The organism is Pseudomonas sp. GW823-FHT04A03 (assembly GCF_058796615.1).
On sequence record NZ_JBXAIV010000004.1, the window covers coordinates 64,347 to 79,661 of the forward strand.

Annotated in this window: 12 protein-coding genes; 8 read left to right on the top strand and 4 right to left on the bottom strand. The window is 62.1% G+C overall.

The features are described 5' to 3' along the window. Window positions 1-207 precede the first annotated feature (207 nt). The 4 genes from speA to AC1Q9F_RS13025 all read right to left on the bottom strand — a co-directional run bounded on the left by speA (window position 208) and on the right by AC1Q9F_RS13025 (window position 4,526). A complete protein-coding gene (speA, locus tag AC1Q9F_RS13010) occupies window positions 208-2,121 on the bottom strand; it encodes an arginine decarboxylase (protein ID WP_011332271.1) in 1,914 nt (637 codons plus the stop codon). A 218-nt stretch (window positions 2,122-2,339) separates the two neighbouring features. After that, a complete protein-coding gene (locus AC1Q9F_RS13015) occupies window positions 2,340-2,711 on the bottom strand; it encodes a translation initiation factor Sui1 (RefSeq protein WP_007951016.1) in 372 nt (123 codons plus the stop codon). 186 nt (window positions 2,712-2,897) lie between these two features. Beyond that, complete coding sequence (locus AC1Q9F_RS13020) at window positions 2,898-3,455, bottom strand: NUDIX hydrolase (RefSeq protein WP_492620163.1); 558 nt, start codon at window positions 3,453-3,455, stop codon at window positions 2,898-2,900. 3 nt (window positions 3,456-3,458) lie between these two features. Continuing rightward, window positions 3,459-4,526 carry a DUF2333 family protein gene (locus AC1Q9F_RS13025; RefSeq protein WP_492620162.1) on the bottom strand — a complete coding sequence of 356 codons (1,068 nt, stop codon included), beginning with the start codon at window positions 4,524-4,526 and terminating at the stop codon, window positions 3,459-3,461. A gap of 428 nt (window positions 4,527-4,954) precedes the next feature. On the opposite strand from AC1Q9F_RS13025, the gene gcbA reads away from it, so the two are divergent. The 8 genes from gcbA (at window position 4,955) to AC1Q9F_RS13065 (ending at window position 15,241) form a co-directional block, all read left to right on the top strand. Then, window positions 4,955-6,625 (top strand): diguanylate cyclase GcbA, encoded by a 1,671-nt coding sequence (gene gcbA, locus AC1Q9F_RS13030; protein ID WP_492620161.1) that lies wholly within the window; start codon window positions 4,955-4,957, stop codon window positions 6,623-6,625. Window positions 6,626-7,578: 953 nt separating this feature from the next. Beyond that, entirely contained in the window at window positions 7,579-8,622 is a 1,044-nt protein-coding gene (locus AC1Q9F_RS13035) for a methyl-accepting chemotaxis protein (protein ID WP_371857702.1), read from the top strand. A 58-nt stretch (window positions 8,623-8,680) separates the two neighbouring features. Then, a complete protein-coding gene (locus AC1Q9F_RS13040) occupies window positions 8,681-10,438 on the top strand; it encodes a protein-disulfide reductase DsbD (protein ID WP_492620160.1) in 1,758 nt (585 codons plus the stop codon). A gap of 132 nt (window positions 10,439-10,570) precedes the next feature. After that, window positions 10,571-11,026 carry a type II 3-dehydroquinate dehydratase gene (aroQ, locus tag AC1Q9F_RS13045; protein WP_007951022.1) on the top strand — a complete coding sequence of 152 codons (456 nt, stop codon included), beginning with the start codon at window positions 10,571-10,573 and terminating at the stop codon, window positions 11,024-11,026. A 24-nt stretch (window positions 11,027-11,050) separates the two neighbouring features. Further along, window positions 11,051-11,518, top strand: a complete 468-nt coding sequence (accB, locus tag AC1Q9F_RS13050; RefSeq protein WP_007951023.1) for an acetyl-CoA carboxylase biotin carboxyl carrier protein — start codon at window positions 11,051-11,053, stop codon at window positions 11,516-11,518. Between the two features lie 17 nt (window positions 11,519-11,535). Continuing rightward, window positions 11,536-12,894 carry an acetyl-CoA carboxylase biotin carboxylase subunit gene (gene accC / locus AC1Q9F_RS13055; protein ID WP_007951024.1) on the top strand — a complete coding sequence of 453 codons (1,359 nt, stop codon included), beginning with the start codon at window positions 11,536-11,538 and terminating at the stop codon, window positions 12,892-12,894. A 166-nt stretch (window positions 12,895-13,060) separates the two neighbouring features. Then, entirely contained in the window at window positions 13,061-13,939 is an 879-nt protein-coding gene (gene prmA / locus AC1Q9F_RS13060) for a 50S ribosomal protein L11 methyltransferase (RefSeq protein ID WP_492620159.1), read from the top strand. Between the two features lie 30 nt (window positions 13,940-13,969). Further along, window positions 13,970-15,241 carry a DUF3426 domain-containing protein gene (locus AC1Q9F_RS13065; RefSeq protein WP_492620158.1) on the top strand — a complete coding sequence of 424 codons (1,272 nt, stop codon included), beginning with the start codon at window positions 13,970-13,972 and terminating at the stop codon, window positions 15,239-15,241. The last annotated feature ends 74 nt before the right edge of the window (window positions 15,242-15,315 follow it).

Consider the following 15,315-nt stretch of genomic DNA (forward strand, 5'->3'; position numbering starts at 1 on the left):
GCGGGGATTCTCGCCGAGACCCATGGCCGAGTAGAGGGCCGAACTACAAATTCGGAAATGACCTACGCGAAAAGCAGACGACGTCACTTTGCTCGCCTGGAAGCAAGCCGTTTCGCGAAGAGAAAAAGAAGCGTCTCACCTGGTTGTCTGAAACGTCCGCGGTGAGCGGAACAATTTCAGACAACCCGATGAAAGCGGAACCTGGCCTCAGGAAGACAGGTAGGAGGAGCGGGTCAGACCCAGGCGCAATGCATCGAGGAACTGGGTGCGCTCGCTGGCGCTGATGCGGGCACTGGCGCACTTGTCACGGTAGTGAGTCATCAACTCTTCCGGCGACAGGTGCACATAGCGCAGCATGTCTTCGATGGTGTCGTGGGTTTCAATCCCGGCGTGGTACACGCTGCCATCGGCGTTCTGATAGATGTTCACCGAGTCGGTGTCACCGAACAGGTTGTGCATGTCGCCGAGGATTTCCTGGTAGGCGCCGACCAGGAACACGCCCAGCAGGTAGTCTTCACCTTCGTTCAGCGCGTGCACCGGCAGGCTGGTTTCGATGCTCTGCTCGTCGACGTACTGGTTGATCTTGCCGTCGGAGTCGCAGGTCAGGTCTTGCAGAACGGCACGACGCAGCGGCTCTTCGTCAAGACGGTGCAGCGGGATGATCGGCAGCACCTGATCGATCGCCCAGGTGTCCGGCAGGCTCTGGAATACCGAGAAGTTGCAGATGTACTTGTCGGCCAGCTTGTCGTTGAGTTCGTCCAGCACCTGACGGTGCGAACGCTGACGCGCTTTCAGCGAGTTGTGCAGGCGACGGCACACGGCGAAGTAGCACTGCTCGGCCAGGGCTTTCTCGGCCAGGGTCAGTTTGCCGTCGGCGTACTGGGCAGCCACGTCGCTCATGTAGTGGGTGGCGCGCCAGTAGGTTTCGGTGACCATTTCGATGTCGGTCGGGCCGAGCAGGTCAACCAGCCACTGCACGGTTTCCGGCAGCGCTTCCTTGTTCTCGATCTGCGGCACGTCGTCGTTGTGTTTCTCGACGTCGGTCACCTGCACCACCAGCATGGCGTGGTGCGCGGTCAGCGAACGACCGCTTTCGGAGAAGATGTGCGGATGCGGCAGGGCCTGCGCGTCGCAGAACTCTTTGAGCATGCCGACCACGACACCGGCGTAGTCATCCATGTCGTAGTTGATCGAGCTGGCGTTGCGCGAGTGAGTACCGTCGTAGTCCACACCCAGACCGCCACCGACGTCGATGTGATCGACCGGCAGACCGAGGTTGCGCAGCTCGCCGTAGTAACGGATCGCTTCCTTGAAGCCGTGCTGGTAGTCAGCGAGGTTGGCGATCTGCGAACCCATGTGGAAGTGCAGCAGGCGGATGCCCTGATCCAGACCGGCGGCGCGGAAGCGCTCGACCACCGATAGCAGTTGCGCTGCCGACAGACCGAACTTGGATTTCTCGCCACCGGTGTCCGCCCACTTCGACGACGCCAGCGACGACAGACGCACGCGCAGGCCGACCTGCGGCTTGACCTTCAGCGAGGCGGCTTCTTCGATCACCAGACCGACTTCGGACTCTTTCTCGATCACGATGAACACGTTGTGACCGAGCTTCTGCCCCATCAGCGCCAGACGGATGAACTCGCGGTCCTTGTAACCGTTGCAGACGATGGTGCCGCCCTTCGGCGCCAGTGCCAGCACCGCCAGCAGCTCAGGCTTGGAACCGGCTTCCAGACCGATGGAAACGTTCTGGGTGGCGATGATGTTCTCGATCACCGCTTCCTGCTGGTTGACCTTGATCGGGTACAGCGCGGTGTATTTGCTCTGGTATTCCAGACGCTCGATGTTCGCATCGAAAGCGCCGGTCAGCTGACGGACGCGGTCTTGCAGGATGTCGGGAAAACGCACCAGCAGCGGCAGGGACAGGCCACTCTTGCGCAACTGGTCGACTTGTTCGAACAGATCGATAGGCGAGCTGCTCGGGCCGTTCGGACGAACTTCGACGCGACCGGCGTCATTGATCGCGAAATACCCGGCCCCCCAATGGCGAATCCCGTAAACACTGCGGCTGTCCGCAACTGTCCATTGGCTGCCATCGTCTTTGCGTGTGCGTCGTACGGACATCGAAGTCCCCTATAAAGAAGTCATAGTGCGTCGCCTGATCTCAGGCCGGCGCAGTCTAAAGAATGAAAATGACGGTTCGTCAGCGGGGCGGTAGACCGCGCTGACAGCGTTGAGTTTAGAAACCGGTCATGAACAGGCTCTGTGAAAACCATGGAAACGACGTCAGAACCAGGGACTCTGGAGCTGAATCAAGCCGCCGGTGGGTTTCACAGAGGCTGCTAGCCGCCGGACTTCTTCGCCTTGAAACCGTGCTTGACCAACTCGGCCAGGAGCAGCTCGACATGGTCGCCCTGGATCTCGATGATCCCGTCTTTCAACGCACCGCCGGTGCCGCAACGCTTCTTCAACGTTGTCGCCAGCTCCTTGAGTGCGTCTTCGGCCAGGGGCACGCCGGTGATGGTGGTCACCGTCTTGCCGCCACGGCCCTTGCTCTCGCGGCGCACGCGGGCAATGCCGTCGCCGGCCGGGATCACGGTTTGTTTGCAGATACAGGCGTCCACCGGCTTGCTGCATTCCGGGCAATGACGACCTGCGTCGGTGGAAAATACCAGGCCGCCCAGGGCGGCGAAGGATGCGGCTTTTTTGGCCACCGGCAATCCTCTCGGGAGGACAAAGACTGATCGCAGCCTTGGGCAAGGCTATCGACCGCGAAGCCCCACTCAGGCAGGGGCAGCGCTACTGTGCCATGAGCTCCTGAAAGCGGGCCGGCACAGCTTGAAAAGGTCGCGCAGTGTAACGGCAAAAACGCCGATTGCTAAGTGCCAATCGGCGCCAATTTATGTGTTCTTTGCGACGTCGCTTTGCTGAGCCTTCAGATAGCGTTTTAACGCGGCCAGAGAGTCCGGGCAATAAGGCTTTTGCTGGATTTCCAGCATGACCTGTTCGACCGGAATGAAGCGCGCTTCGAGCACCTCTTCAGGCTGCAGGATCAGCGGCCCGTCCCACACCGCCGAAAACGCCGAACACCAGAGGCGATTGCCGGTGTCCTCGAAGTAGAAATGGTCGTGGGCCGTCAGCTCGACGCCGCTCACTCCTAATTCTTCTTCCAGTTCACGGGCCGCCGACTCGGCGTAGGTCTCGTTCGCCTGCACCATGCCGCCCGCCGCCACGTCCCAGTAACCGGGATAGATGGCTTTGCTCAACGTACGCCGATGCACGCAGAGTTCACCGGCGGAGTTAAACAGCATGATGTAGGTGCCACGGCCGATCAGACCACGCTCGCGCAGGTCGGCGCGTACCAGGGAACCGAGCAGGTTGTCCTGCTCGTCGACCCAGGCAATCTGTTCGGCATCCGAGGCGGCGCGATGGGCCGCCTCTTTGGCGCTCTCGTCCATGACTCAGCCCTGATTGAGCAGTTGACGCAAATCGATCACGGCAGCGTTGGCCCGGGAAATGTAGTTGGCCATGACCAGCGAGTGGTTGGCCAGCACACCGAAGCCGCTGCCATTGAGGATCATCGGGCTCCAGACCGGCTCCTGAGACGCCTCCAGCTCACGAATGATCTGACGCACGCTGACGGTCGCGTTCTTCTTCGCCAGGACGTCGGCGAAATCGACCTCGATCGCGCGCAGCAGGTGCGACAGCGCCCAGGCCTGACCGCGGGCTTCGTAGAACACGTTGTCGATCTGCATCCACGGAGTCTCGACGACTTCCTCGTCGACCTGCGGCACTTCACCCACCGCCGGCACTTCGGTTTTCAGCGCGGTGTTGAGTTTGACCCGACCGACACTGGCCGACAGGCGTTGCGACAGCGAACCGAGACGGGTGCCGACATCGCCCAGCCAGTTGTTCAGGTTGTCGGCGCGGGCGTAGAACAGTGCGTTTTTCTGGGTCGGGTCGGACAGGCGCGCCTGATAACGGCTCAAGGAGTTGATGCCTTCCTGATATTCCGACTCGCTCGACGGCAGGATCCAGCTCTTGTTGTCGAAGTTGAAGCGCGGCTCGGCCTTGGCCAAGTCGGCGTCTTCAGCCGATTGCGACTGCGAGCGGGCGAAATCCTTGCGCAAGGCACGAGTCAGGTCGCGGACCTGCACCAGCACGCCGTATTCCCAGCTCGGCATGTTATCCATCCACAGGCCCGGCGGGAAACGGTCGTTGGAAATATAGCCGCCCGGCTTGTCGAGCAACGTGCCGGCAACGGTTTTCAGGGTTTCGACGGTGGTGTAGCCGACCACCATCTGCTTGCCTTCCTTCTCGGCGGCAACCTGAGCGTTCTGCGCCACGGGAAACAGCGCCGGCTCCTGACTCCAGTACCAGCCCAGGCCGATGGTCACCAACAGGTAAATGGCGACCAGCGTGGCCAGCGCCCGGCTGAACAACAGCCCGCCGACATAGCTGCGGGTGGCCGACTTGGGCTCGGCGGCACGTTCAGGCGCGCTGCCCGCGCGGTTCTTCCAGTCCAGCATGGCGATATCCTTTCAATCTTGGGTTCAACGGTTCGACCACAACCATACAACAACGTGCCTCGACCCGGCACCCGTCAATATTGACAGGCGCTGCCTCGGGCCCCGACACGAGGCCAGTGCAGACCGCCCTAAGGGATTCCCCGATAGCGGATTCATCGCCATTTCGCCGCTGATACCCGCAACAGGACAGCACAAACACCCTGCACCACCTTTCTCATCCTCCGATAAATTCACCGGCATTCAGATCGGCAAATGCCCGGTAGATGGGGACTTCCCCGACGATCAGGTTCAAATTGAAACCCGGCAGTCAGAAACTGAATGATGTCGTACCGCAGATTATTGACGTACGACACTCATGTAAGGGAAAAGAGGTGCTAGCATAGAGCCACCAGTCGATCTCAGCATGCACCCTAACTAGTAGTCAGGATATGACCGAGCCAGAAGACCCCAGCCGTGAGCGCCTCAAGCACCACTTTGCCCAGCGGGTAATTCATCAGGCACGTCAGATTCTTGAGATATGGCAGCGCCTGCAACGCAGTGAGTGGTCCACTGCCGATCTCGCCGAACTGAGCGAGGCCAATCTGCGCCTGCTGCGTTTTGCCGAGCGTTTCGAACAGCCCGAACACACGCAGCTGGCCCGCCACATCAGCCAGTCGCTGGAAGCGGTGGACGCCAATCGCGGACGCCTGAGCAGCGGCCTGATCACCGATCTCAACCGTTTGATGCAGCGCTTGTCGCGCACCGGCCTGCGCCATGGCGATCAGCTCGATCAGACCTTCCTGCCGCCCCTGCGCAAACCGATCTACGTGATGCTGCAGGATCACGACCGTGCCGAGCGGCTGGCCAAGCAGCTGGAGTTTTTCGGTCTGAGCGCCCAGGCGCTGGACAGCGTGTCGGCGTTTCGCTCGTCGATGGTCGAGCGCCTGCCGGCCGCGATCGTCATGGACGTGGATTTCAGCGGCGCCGGCGTCGGCCTGAAACTCGCCGCCGAAGCCCAGCAAGGTCTGGAAGAACCGCTGCCGCTGCTGTTCTTCAGCCTGCACGAAACCGACACTCCGACCCGCCTCGCGGCAGTGCGCGCCGGTGGCCAGGAATTCCTCACCGGCACCCTCGAAGCCTCGAGCCTGCTGGAGAAGATCGAAGTCCTGACCTGCGTCGCCCAGTACGAACCCTATAAAGTGCTGATCATCGACGACTCCCGCGCCCAGGCCCTGCACACCGAACGCCTGCTCAACAGCGCCGGGATCGTCACTCGCACCCTGATCGAACCGATCCAGGCGATGGCCGAGCTGGCGGACTTCCAGCCGGACCTGATCATCCTCGACATGTACATGCCGGCCTGCACCGGCACCGAGCTGGCCAAGGTTATCCGCCACAACGACCGTTACGTCAGCGTGCCGATCATTTACCTGTCGGCCGAGGACGATCTGGACAAGCAACTCGACGCCATGAGCGAAGGTGGCGACGACTTCCTGACCAAGCCGATCAAGCCGCGCCACCTGATCACCACCGTGCGCAACCGCGCCGCCCGCGCGCGCAACTTAAAGGCACGAATGGTCCGCGACAGCCTCACCGGTCTGTACAACCACACGCACATTCTGCAATTGCTCGAAGACTGCTCGTTCCGCGCCCGCCGCGAGAACAAGCCGCTGAGCTTTGCCATGCTCGACATCGACCACTTCAAACGGGTCAACGACAGCCACGGCCACCCCATGGGCGACCGGGTGATCAAGAGCCTGGCGCTGTTTCTCAAGCAGCGTCTGCGCAAGACCGACTTCATCGGCCGTTACGGCGGCGAAGAATTCGCCATCGTCATGCCCGACACCGATATAGAAGCGGCGCACAAAGTGCTCGACGAAATCCGCCAGCGCTTTGCCGAGATCCACTATCCGGCCCAGCCGCAGGATCTGTGGTGCACCTTCAGCGCCGGCGTGGTGGAGATGCACGACGACTCCGACAGCCTGATGATGGCCAGCCAGGCCGACGAGGCGCTGTACCGCGCCAAGGGCGAAGGACGCAATCGGGTGCAGACCGCGCGCGACTCAAAGCAAAGTGCCACTTTTTCATCGCAATCCACTGATTCGGTCATAACCCTGTAACAGAACCGCAATAAATTCAGGCGCTTACCATTCTGCCGTTGGTAGCCGTCATGCGCCTGAAGTTGCTCACCAATCTCAATACTCTGTTGCTGGTCGCCGTCTGCGTGGCCCTCGGCGCCACGCTGTGGTGGTCGCAGAAAGCCCTGGAACGCCCGTATCTGTTGATGGAGCGTTACCTGGGGCTGTCGCAGCAATTTCAGAATGACGTGGCACGCAACGTCGAGGATTACCTCGCCAGCGGCGACGCCCTGCGCCTGAGCAGCGCCAGCCAGGCCATCGATCAGTTGCAGAAAGAACTTGGCGAGCTACCGCCGGCGCTGGCCGACACCTTGCGCCCGAGCCTCACCGGCCTCGATGAATTCAGCAAGACTGACTTGCTGGCCGCCGGCAAACTGGCCGGTGATCCGCAGGCCCTGCTGTTGCAGGCCGAACGTGAGTTGAGCGCCAGCCTTGATCAGCTCAGCACCTACGCCGGCGGCAACGCGACTTACCTGACGCCTCTGCTGGTCGCCTCTCAACATCTGGGCAAACTGTCGCTGGCCCGGGACAAACTGGTCAGCAGCGGCCGCAGTGAACTGGCCGCCGATGTCGAACGCGAAGTCAGCAACATTCGCGCCCAGGCCCAGGCGATCGACGCCCTGCCCTTGCTCGGCGTGGTCGCCAGCAGTGAATCCGGCAGCGATGATTTCGCCGCGATGATGGGCATCGAGAGTACAGAAAAAGCTGCCGCCGAAGATGCCGGCGTCGGCCTCAAACGCGAACTCAACAGCTTGCTCGGTCGTTACCCGGCGGAGCTGGCGCGTACTCGCGATCAGATCCAGAAACGCACCGACCTCAGCACCGCGACCCACCAGAAAATCGCCGCCGTGCAGCAAGCCATCGCCGGCCTCGAACCGGTGGTGCGCGCCCAGCACGGGCAGATCCAGGGCGAAGTACGGCTGATGCAAGGCGTGATGATCGGCCTGATTCTGCTGATCGCGCTGCTGATCGACACCCTGCAGCGACGCCTCGCCCGCACCCTGACCAACCTCGCGCCGGCGCTGTCGACCTGGGCCGAAGGCGACTTCAGCCGCGACATTCATCTGGGCAAGACCAACCGCGAACTCCACGACATCGAAGCCTCGCTCAATCGCCTGCGCGCCTATCTGGTGGATCTGGTCGGGACCATTCGCGGCAATGCCGAGCAAGTGGCCGGCAGCAGTCGCACCCTCGCCGAACTGAGCAATGACTTGCACAGCGGCGCCGAACATCAGGCCGGTGACACCGCGCTGATCCGTGATTCCCTCGGCGAACTGGAAGCGACCATTCAACAAGTGGCCGGCGATGCGCGCCAGGCCGCCGACGCCAGTCGCCATGCCGGGCTGGCCGTCGAACACGGGCAACAGGTGATCGGCCAGAGCCTCACCGGCCTGCACGCGCTGGTCGGCGAAGTGCAAGGCAATGCGCAAATGATCGAACACCTGGCCGAGGAGTCCGCCACCATCGGCGGCGTGCTGACGGTGATCCGCTCGATTGCCGACCAGACCAACCTGCTGGCGCTCAACGCGGCGATCGAAGCCGCCCGCGCCGGGGAAATGGGCCGTGGTTTTGCCGTGGTGGCCGAAGAAGTGCGCTCACTGGCGCAGCGCACCGCCGGCGCCACCGCCGAGATCCAGACCCTGATCGCCGGCCTGCAAACCGCCGCAAGGCAATCGGTCGAGGGCATGCGCGCCCAGGTCGAACACGCCGAGGCCACGGCCAATCAGGCGCAATCGGCGGACGGGGCGCTGGACAAGATTGTCGGCGCAATCCAGACCATCTCCGACACCGCGATCCGCATCGCCGACATCACCGCACAACAGAGCGGCGCGGTCAGCGAGATTCGCGATCACAGCGAACGGATTCACCAGTTGGGCGGGGACAATCTGCTGCGCATCGGTCAGGGCCGCGAGCAAGGCGAGAACCTGCTGTTGCTGGGCGGCCAGCTGCACACCGCCGTGCAGGCGTTCCGCGTGTGACACACAGCGCAGGGCCAAGTCCGCTATCATTCCCGCACCTTTGATTCGCGAGATTGTCATGCGCCGTCTGCTCTGCCTGCTGTTTTTCGTCTTCGCCCTGCCGGCCGGCGCCGCCGGTCTGTTCGACAGCAAACCCAGCGCCACGCTGGGCTCGGTCAACAACAGCGCCGATTTCCTGCCGGTGCGCGAAGCCTTTCAACTGAGCCTGGTCGAGAGCACGCCGCAATCGGTCAAACTGCGCTTCGTCGCCACCGAAGGCTATTACCTCTACCGCCATCGCTTCCAGTTTCGTGCCGAGCCTGCCGAGGTAAAACTTGGCGCCGCACAACTGCCCCAAGGCGAACAGAAACACGACGAGTATTTCGGCGACGTCGAGGTCTACCACGGCATTCTCGATGTAGAACTGCCGCGCAATGATTCCCGGGCGTTCACGCTGGCCGTCACCTATCAGGGCTGTGCCGACAAGGGTTTGTGCTATCCACCGGAAACCGAACGCCTGAGCATTGAGGGCAACGCAGCGGCAAGTGGCGCGTCCGCTCCGGTGACGGGTTGGGACTGGCGTGATCTGGCGTTGTTCTTCCTGGCGGGCCTGGGCCTGACCTTCACGCCTTGTGTGTTGCCGATGCTGCCGATCCTGTCCGGCGTGGTGTTGCGCGGGCAGGTCGGTGGATTGCGCGGCTTCAACCTGTCGCTGGCTTATGTGTTGCCGATGGCTGCGTGCTTTGCGCTGCTCGGGGCTTTGATGGGGCTGTTCGGCGCGCAACTGAATTTGCAGGCACGGCTGCAATCGGCGTGGGTGCTGGTGCCGTTCGCGATGTTTTTTGCGGTGTTCGCGCTGGCGATGTTCGGCGTGTTCGAGCTGAAACTGCCGCACTTCATCAGCAGCCGCCTCGACCGGATTGCCGGGCGCACCGAAGGCGGCTCGTTGTGGGGCGCGGCGGTGTTGGGCGTGGTGTCGAGTTTGCTGGTATCGCCGTGCGTTTCCGCACCGCTGGCCGGCGCGCTGCTTTATATAAGTGCCAGCGGCGATGCGCTGGGCGGCGGTCTGAAACTGTTCATGCTCGGGCTGGGCATGGGCGCGCCGCTGTTGCTGGTCGCCACAGGCGGCGCGGCGTGGCTGCCGAAAAGCGGGCCGTGGATGATGTACGTGAAAAACGGCATCGGCGTGTTGCTGCTCGGACTGGCGATCGGTTTGCTCAGCCGGGTATTGCCGGGGCAGATCACGCTGCTGCTGATCGGCTTGCTGGCCGGAGGCGTCGGCCTGTTCCTCGGCGCTCTGGAATTCGTCTACAAACCGCCGCGCAAACGCCTCGGCCAGTTGCTCGGGATGTTCCTGCTGTTTTATGCGCTGGCCTGCTGGTACGGCGCGTTCAGCGGGCAGACCGACCCGTTGAATCCGATAGCCCCGGCACGCCTCGCCGACAGCGGCTCGCCCGCACAAAACAGCGGTTCGTGGCAGACCGTCAGCACCCCGGCGGAACTGGATCGGGTGCTGCTCGAAGCGAAAACCGCCGGCACCCCGCTGCTGCTCGACTGGTACGCCGACTGGTGCATCAGCTGCAAAGTCATCGAACACGAAGTACTCAATGACGCCACGGTCGTGGATCGGCTCAAGGGCTATCGGCTGATCCGCTTCGATATCACCGCAAGCAATGCCGAACAGCGCACCCTGCTCGACCGCTACAGCCTGTTTGGCCCACCGGCGCTGATGTTCTTCGGCAAGGACGGGGTGGAACGTCGCGATGTGCGGGTGATCGGCGAGATCAACGCCAGCGACTTCGCCGAACGTGTCGCCAAAGCGAATGACCGGATTTAATCAGTCAGTCACATATTTTGCGCAAACATCGGTCATCGTGCTGGCTATTGCAGAGAACTGGACAGTCACAAAGTCTTTGCGGCATAGTCGCCGGGTTCTGACGAAGGCTCACCCATAACAAGGAACACGCAGATGGCAACGCTACTGGTGCTGCACGGCCCCAACCTGAACCTGCTCGGCACCCGGGAACCCGGGACCTACGGGTCGACCACCCTGGCGCAGATCAATCAGGATCTGGAACGCCGCGCCCGTGAAGCCGGCCATCATCTGCTGTATCTGCAAAGCAACGCCGAGTACGAATTGATCGACCGCATCCACGCCGCACGCGGCGAGGGCGTGGACTTCATTCTGATCAACCCGGCAGCATTTACACACACAAGTGTCGCATTACGTGACGCGCTGCTGGGAGTGAGCATCCCATTCATCGAAGTGCATTTGTCCAACGTGCACAAACGCGAACCTTTCCGCCATCACTCTTACTTCTCCGACGTAGCGGTAGGAGTGATCTGCGGCCTTGGCGCCAGCGGTTATCGACTGGCCCTGGAGGCTGCACTAGAGCAGCTTGAACAACAAGCTATACGCCCCTGACCGACCCTTGGGAGTTGATGATTCATGGATATCCGTAAAGTTAAGAAACTGATCGAATTGCTGGAAGAGTCCGGCATCGACGAGCTCGAGATCAAGGAAGGCGAAGAGTCCGTACGCATCAGCCGTCACAGCAAGACCCCGGCGCAGCAGTACTACGCTCCGGCTCCGATGCAGGCTCCGGCCGCTGCACCTGCTGCCGCTGCCGCTCCGGTTGCTGCAGCCGCTGCTCCAGCTGCCGCTGCTGCTCCAGCGCTGAACGGCACCGTTGCCCGTTCGCCGATGGTCGGCACCTTCTATCGCAAATCTTCGCCAACCTCGCCGTCCTTCGTTGAAGTCGGCCAGACCGTGAAGAAAGGCGACACCCTGTGCATCGTCGAAGCCATGAAGATGATGAACCACATCGAAGCTGAAACCAGCGGTGTGATCGAGTCCATCCTCGTCGAAGACGGCCAGCCGGTTGAGTACGACCAACCGCTGTTCACCATCGTTTGAACTGCGGAGAGCCTTTGATGACTGCGAAGTTGGAAAAAGTTCTGATCGCTAACCGCGGTGAGATCGCCCTGCGGATTCTGCGTGCCTGCAAAGAGATGGGCATCAAGACCGTCGCCGTTTACTCCAAGGCCGACAAAGAGCTGATGCACCTGGGTCTGGCAGACGAATCCGTCTGCATCGGCCCCGCTTCTGCCGCTCAGTCCTACCTGCACATCCCGGCCATCATCGCTGCTGCTGAAGTGACTGGCGCTACCGCCATTCACCCAGGCTACGGTTTCCTCGCGGAAAACGCTGATTTCGCCGAGCAGGTCGAGAACTCCGGCTTCGCTTTCATCGGCCCGAAAGCCGACACCATTCGCCTGATGGGCGACAAGGTATCGGCCAAGCACGCGATGATCGAAGCGGGCGTGCCAACCGTTCCAGGTTCCGACGGCCCGCTGCCGGAAGACGAGGAAACGGCACTGCGCATCGGTCGCGAAGTCGGCTACCCGGTGATCATCAAGGCCGCCGGCGGCGGTGGTGGTCGCGGCATGCGTGTGGTGCACAAGGAAGAAGACCTGATCGCCTCGGCGAAACTGACCCGCTCCGAAGCTGGCGCGGCGTTCGGCAACCCGATGGTCTATCTGGAAAAATTCCTGACCAACCCGCGTCACGTCGAAGTGCAGGTTCTGTCCGACGGCCAGGGCAACGCCATCCATCTGGGTGACCGCGATTGCTCGCTGCAACGCCGTCACCAGAAGGTTCTCGAAGAAGCGCCGGCACCGGGCATCGACGAGAACGCGCGCAAGGAAGTCCTGGCTCGCTGCGTCAAGGCGTGCATCGACATCGGCTACCGTGGCGCCGGCACCTTCGAGTTCCTGTACGAGAACGGTCGTTTCTACTTCATCGAAATGAACACCCGTGTTCAGGTGGAGCACCCGGTTTCGGAAATGGTCACCGGCATCGACATCGTCAAGGAGATGCTCAGCATCGCCGCTGGCAACAAGCTGTCGTATACCCAGGATGATGTGGTCATCCGCGGTCACTCGCTGGAATGCCGGATCAACGCCGAAGACCCGAAAACCTTCATGCCGAGCCCGGGTACGGTCAAGCATTTCCACGCGCCAGGCGGCAACGGCGTTCGCGTCGATTCGCACCTGTACAGCGGTTATGCCGTTCCGCCGAACTACGACTCGCTGATCGGCAAGCTGATCACTTACGGCGCGACCCGCGACGAAGCCATGGCCCGCATGCGCAATGCCCTGGACGAAATCGTGGTCGACGGGATCAAGACCAACATCCCGCTGCACCGTGATCTGACCCGCGACGAAGGCTTCTGCAAAGGGGGCGTGAACATTCACTACCTCGAGCACAAGCTGGCTGGCGAGAAGCACTAAGCTTCAGCCCGCACCTGACAAAGCCGCCTTCGGGCGGCTTTGTTGTTTCCGAAGGTTTCATCTGCTCACACATTCCCCGCTCCCACAAAACCGTCGCGCTCGCGTAAACTTGCGCGCTTCTCGCAGGCCGCTAGGCTGCAATCAATCTTTTTCACAGGTGCCCGCCATGCCTTGGCTGCAAGTAAGACTCGCCATCAGCCCGGAACAAGCCGAAACCTACGAAGACGCTTTCCTTGAAGTGGGCGCCGTTTCGGTGACCTTCATGGACGCCGAAGATCAGCCGATCTTCGAACCGGAACTCAATACCACCCCGCTGTGGGCGCACACCCACCTGCTGGCCCTGTTCGAGGGCGGCACCGAAGCTGCCCCGGTACTGGCCCACCTGGAACTGCTGACCGGCAGCCCGCTGCCCGAGCACCACAGCGAAGTGATCGAAGACAAGGACTGGGAACGCAGCTGGATGGACGGTTTCCAGCCGATGCGTTTCGGTCAGCGCCTGTGGATCGTGCCGAGCTGGCACGCCGCACCGGAGCCGGACGCGGTCAACCTGCTGCTGGACCCGGGCCTGGCGTTCGGCACCGGCACTCACCCGACCACCGCCCTGTGCCTGGAATGGCTGGACGGCCAGGACCTGAAAGGCTGCAACGTGCTGGATTTCGGCTGCGGCTCGGGGATTCTGGCGATTGCCGCCCTGCTGCTCGGTGCGAAAGAAGCCGTGGGCACCGACATCGACGTGCAAGCACTCGAAGCTTCGCGTGACAACGCCGGGCGCAACAACATCGCTGACGAATTGTTCCCGCTGTACCTGCCGGAAGACCTGCCGCAGGTCAAAGCCGACGTGCTGGTGGCCAACATTCTGGCCGGCCCGCTGGTTTCCCTGGCGCCGCAACTGTCCGGCCTGGTGAAGTCCGGCGGGCGTCTGGCGCTGTCCGGGATTCTTGCCGAACAAGGTGACGAAGTCGCTGCCGCCTACGCGCAGGACTTCGATCTCGACCCGATCGCCAATCGTGATGGCTGGGTGCGCATCACCGGCCGTCGGCGCTAAAATGACCGCCTGCTCAATCCGGATCGCCGCATGACCGACAGCTTCGTCACCCAGTGCCCGCATTGCCAAACCAGTTTCCGCGTCAGTCACGCTCAGTTGAGTGTGGCCCGCGGGGTGGTTCGTTGCGGCTCCTGCCTGCAAGTGTTCAATGCCGCCAAGCAATTGCTGGAGCAACACGCAGGCAAGGAAGCGGTCACGCCGGTGGCACCGTTAATCAGCGAGCCGCCGATCAGCGAGACTGCGCCTGTCGAGCCACCGGCCATCGTCGAAAAGCCCGAACCGCGCGCCATCAGCCAAAAGCAATGGAGCGCCGCCGAGCTGGATCTGGACAGTCTGGACCTGGACGAAGAACTGGCCCGCCTTGAACAGCGGGAAATCCAGCCAACCACCGAGTTCGGCCGCCCACGCGAAGACGCCTTGAGCGCTCGCCGCGACAGCCACGAACCGGAAGACACGACATGGCCGGACAGCCTGTTCAGCGAACCGGCGGATGAGCGCGCACCCGAAGTCGAAGACGAACCCGACGCCGTCGAGCCCGAGCCCGAGCCGATTCGACCGGAGCGCACCGAGCCTTCGCTGTCGCTGGAGCCGGTGGATCTCGATGACGAACCGCCGATCCCGCAACTGCGCCTGCACGATCCGATCGACCCGAATGCCCGCCGCGAACGCCTGTCGGCCAGCGAAGACGTCGATGACGAACTGCCACTGATCGAAGCACCGCGCAAAAAACGCGAACGGGTCGAATCCAGTGTTCGCGCCGAAGCGTTGCAGGATCTGACCGACGATCCGCTGCAACTGGACTGGCAGAAACGCCGCTCGCCCTGGGGCCGTCGCCTGCTCTGGCTGATGCTGATCGTGCTGGCCGCTGCCGGTCTGGGCGGACAGTACATCGCCTATCACTTCGATGAACTGGCGCGCCAGGATCAATACCGGCCGTGGTTCCAGCAACTGTGCCCGCAAGTCGGCTGCACAGTGCCGTCCAAGGTGGACATCGCCAAGATCAAAAGCAGCAACCTGGTGGTGCGCAGCCACCCGGAATTCAGCGGTGCGCTGGTGGTGGACGCGATCATCTATAACCGCGCGCCGTTCTCGCAGCCGTTTCCGCTGCTGGAGCTGCGCTTCGCCGACCTTAACGGTCACTTGATCGCCAGTCGTCGCTTCAAACCCGGCGAATACCTCAACGGCGACCTCGAAGGCATGGCGGAAATGCCGCCGCAGACGCCGATCCACATCGCCCTGGACATCCTCGATCCAGGCCCGAAAGCCGTGAACTACAGCCTGAGTTTCCACTCGCCCGAGTGAAACGCTTCACCGCTCCCGGATTGACGGCAGTTTTCTGACTGCGCAGCGCACGACCAAACCGGCGGTAATAACAG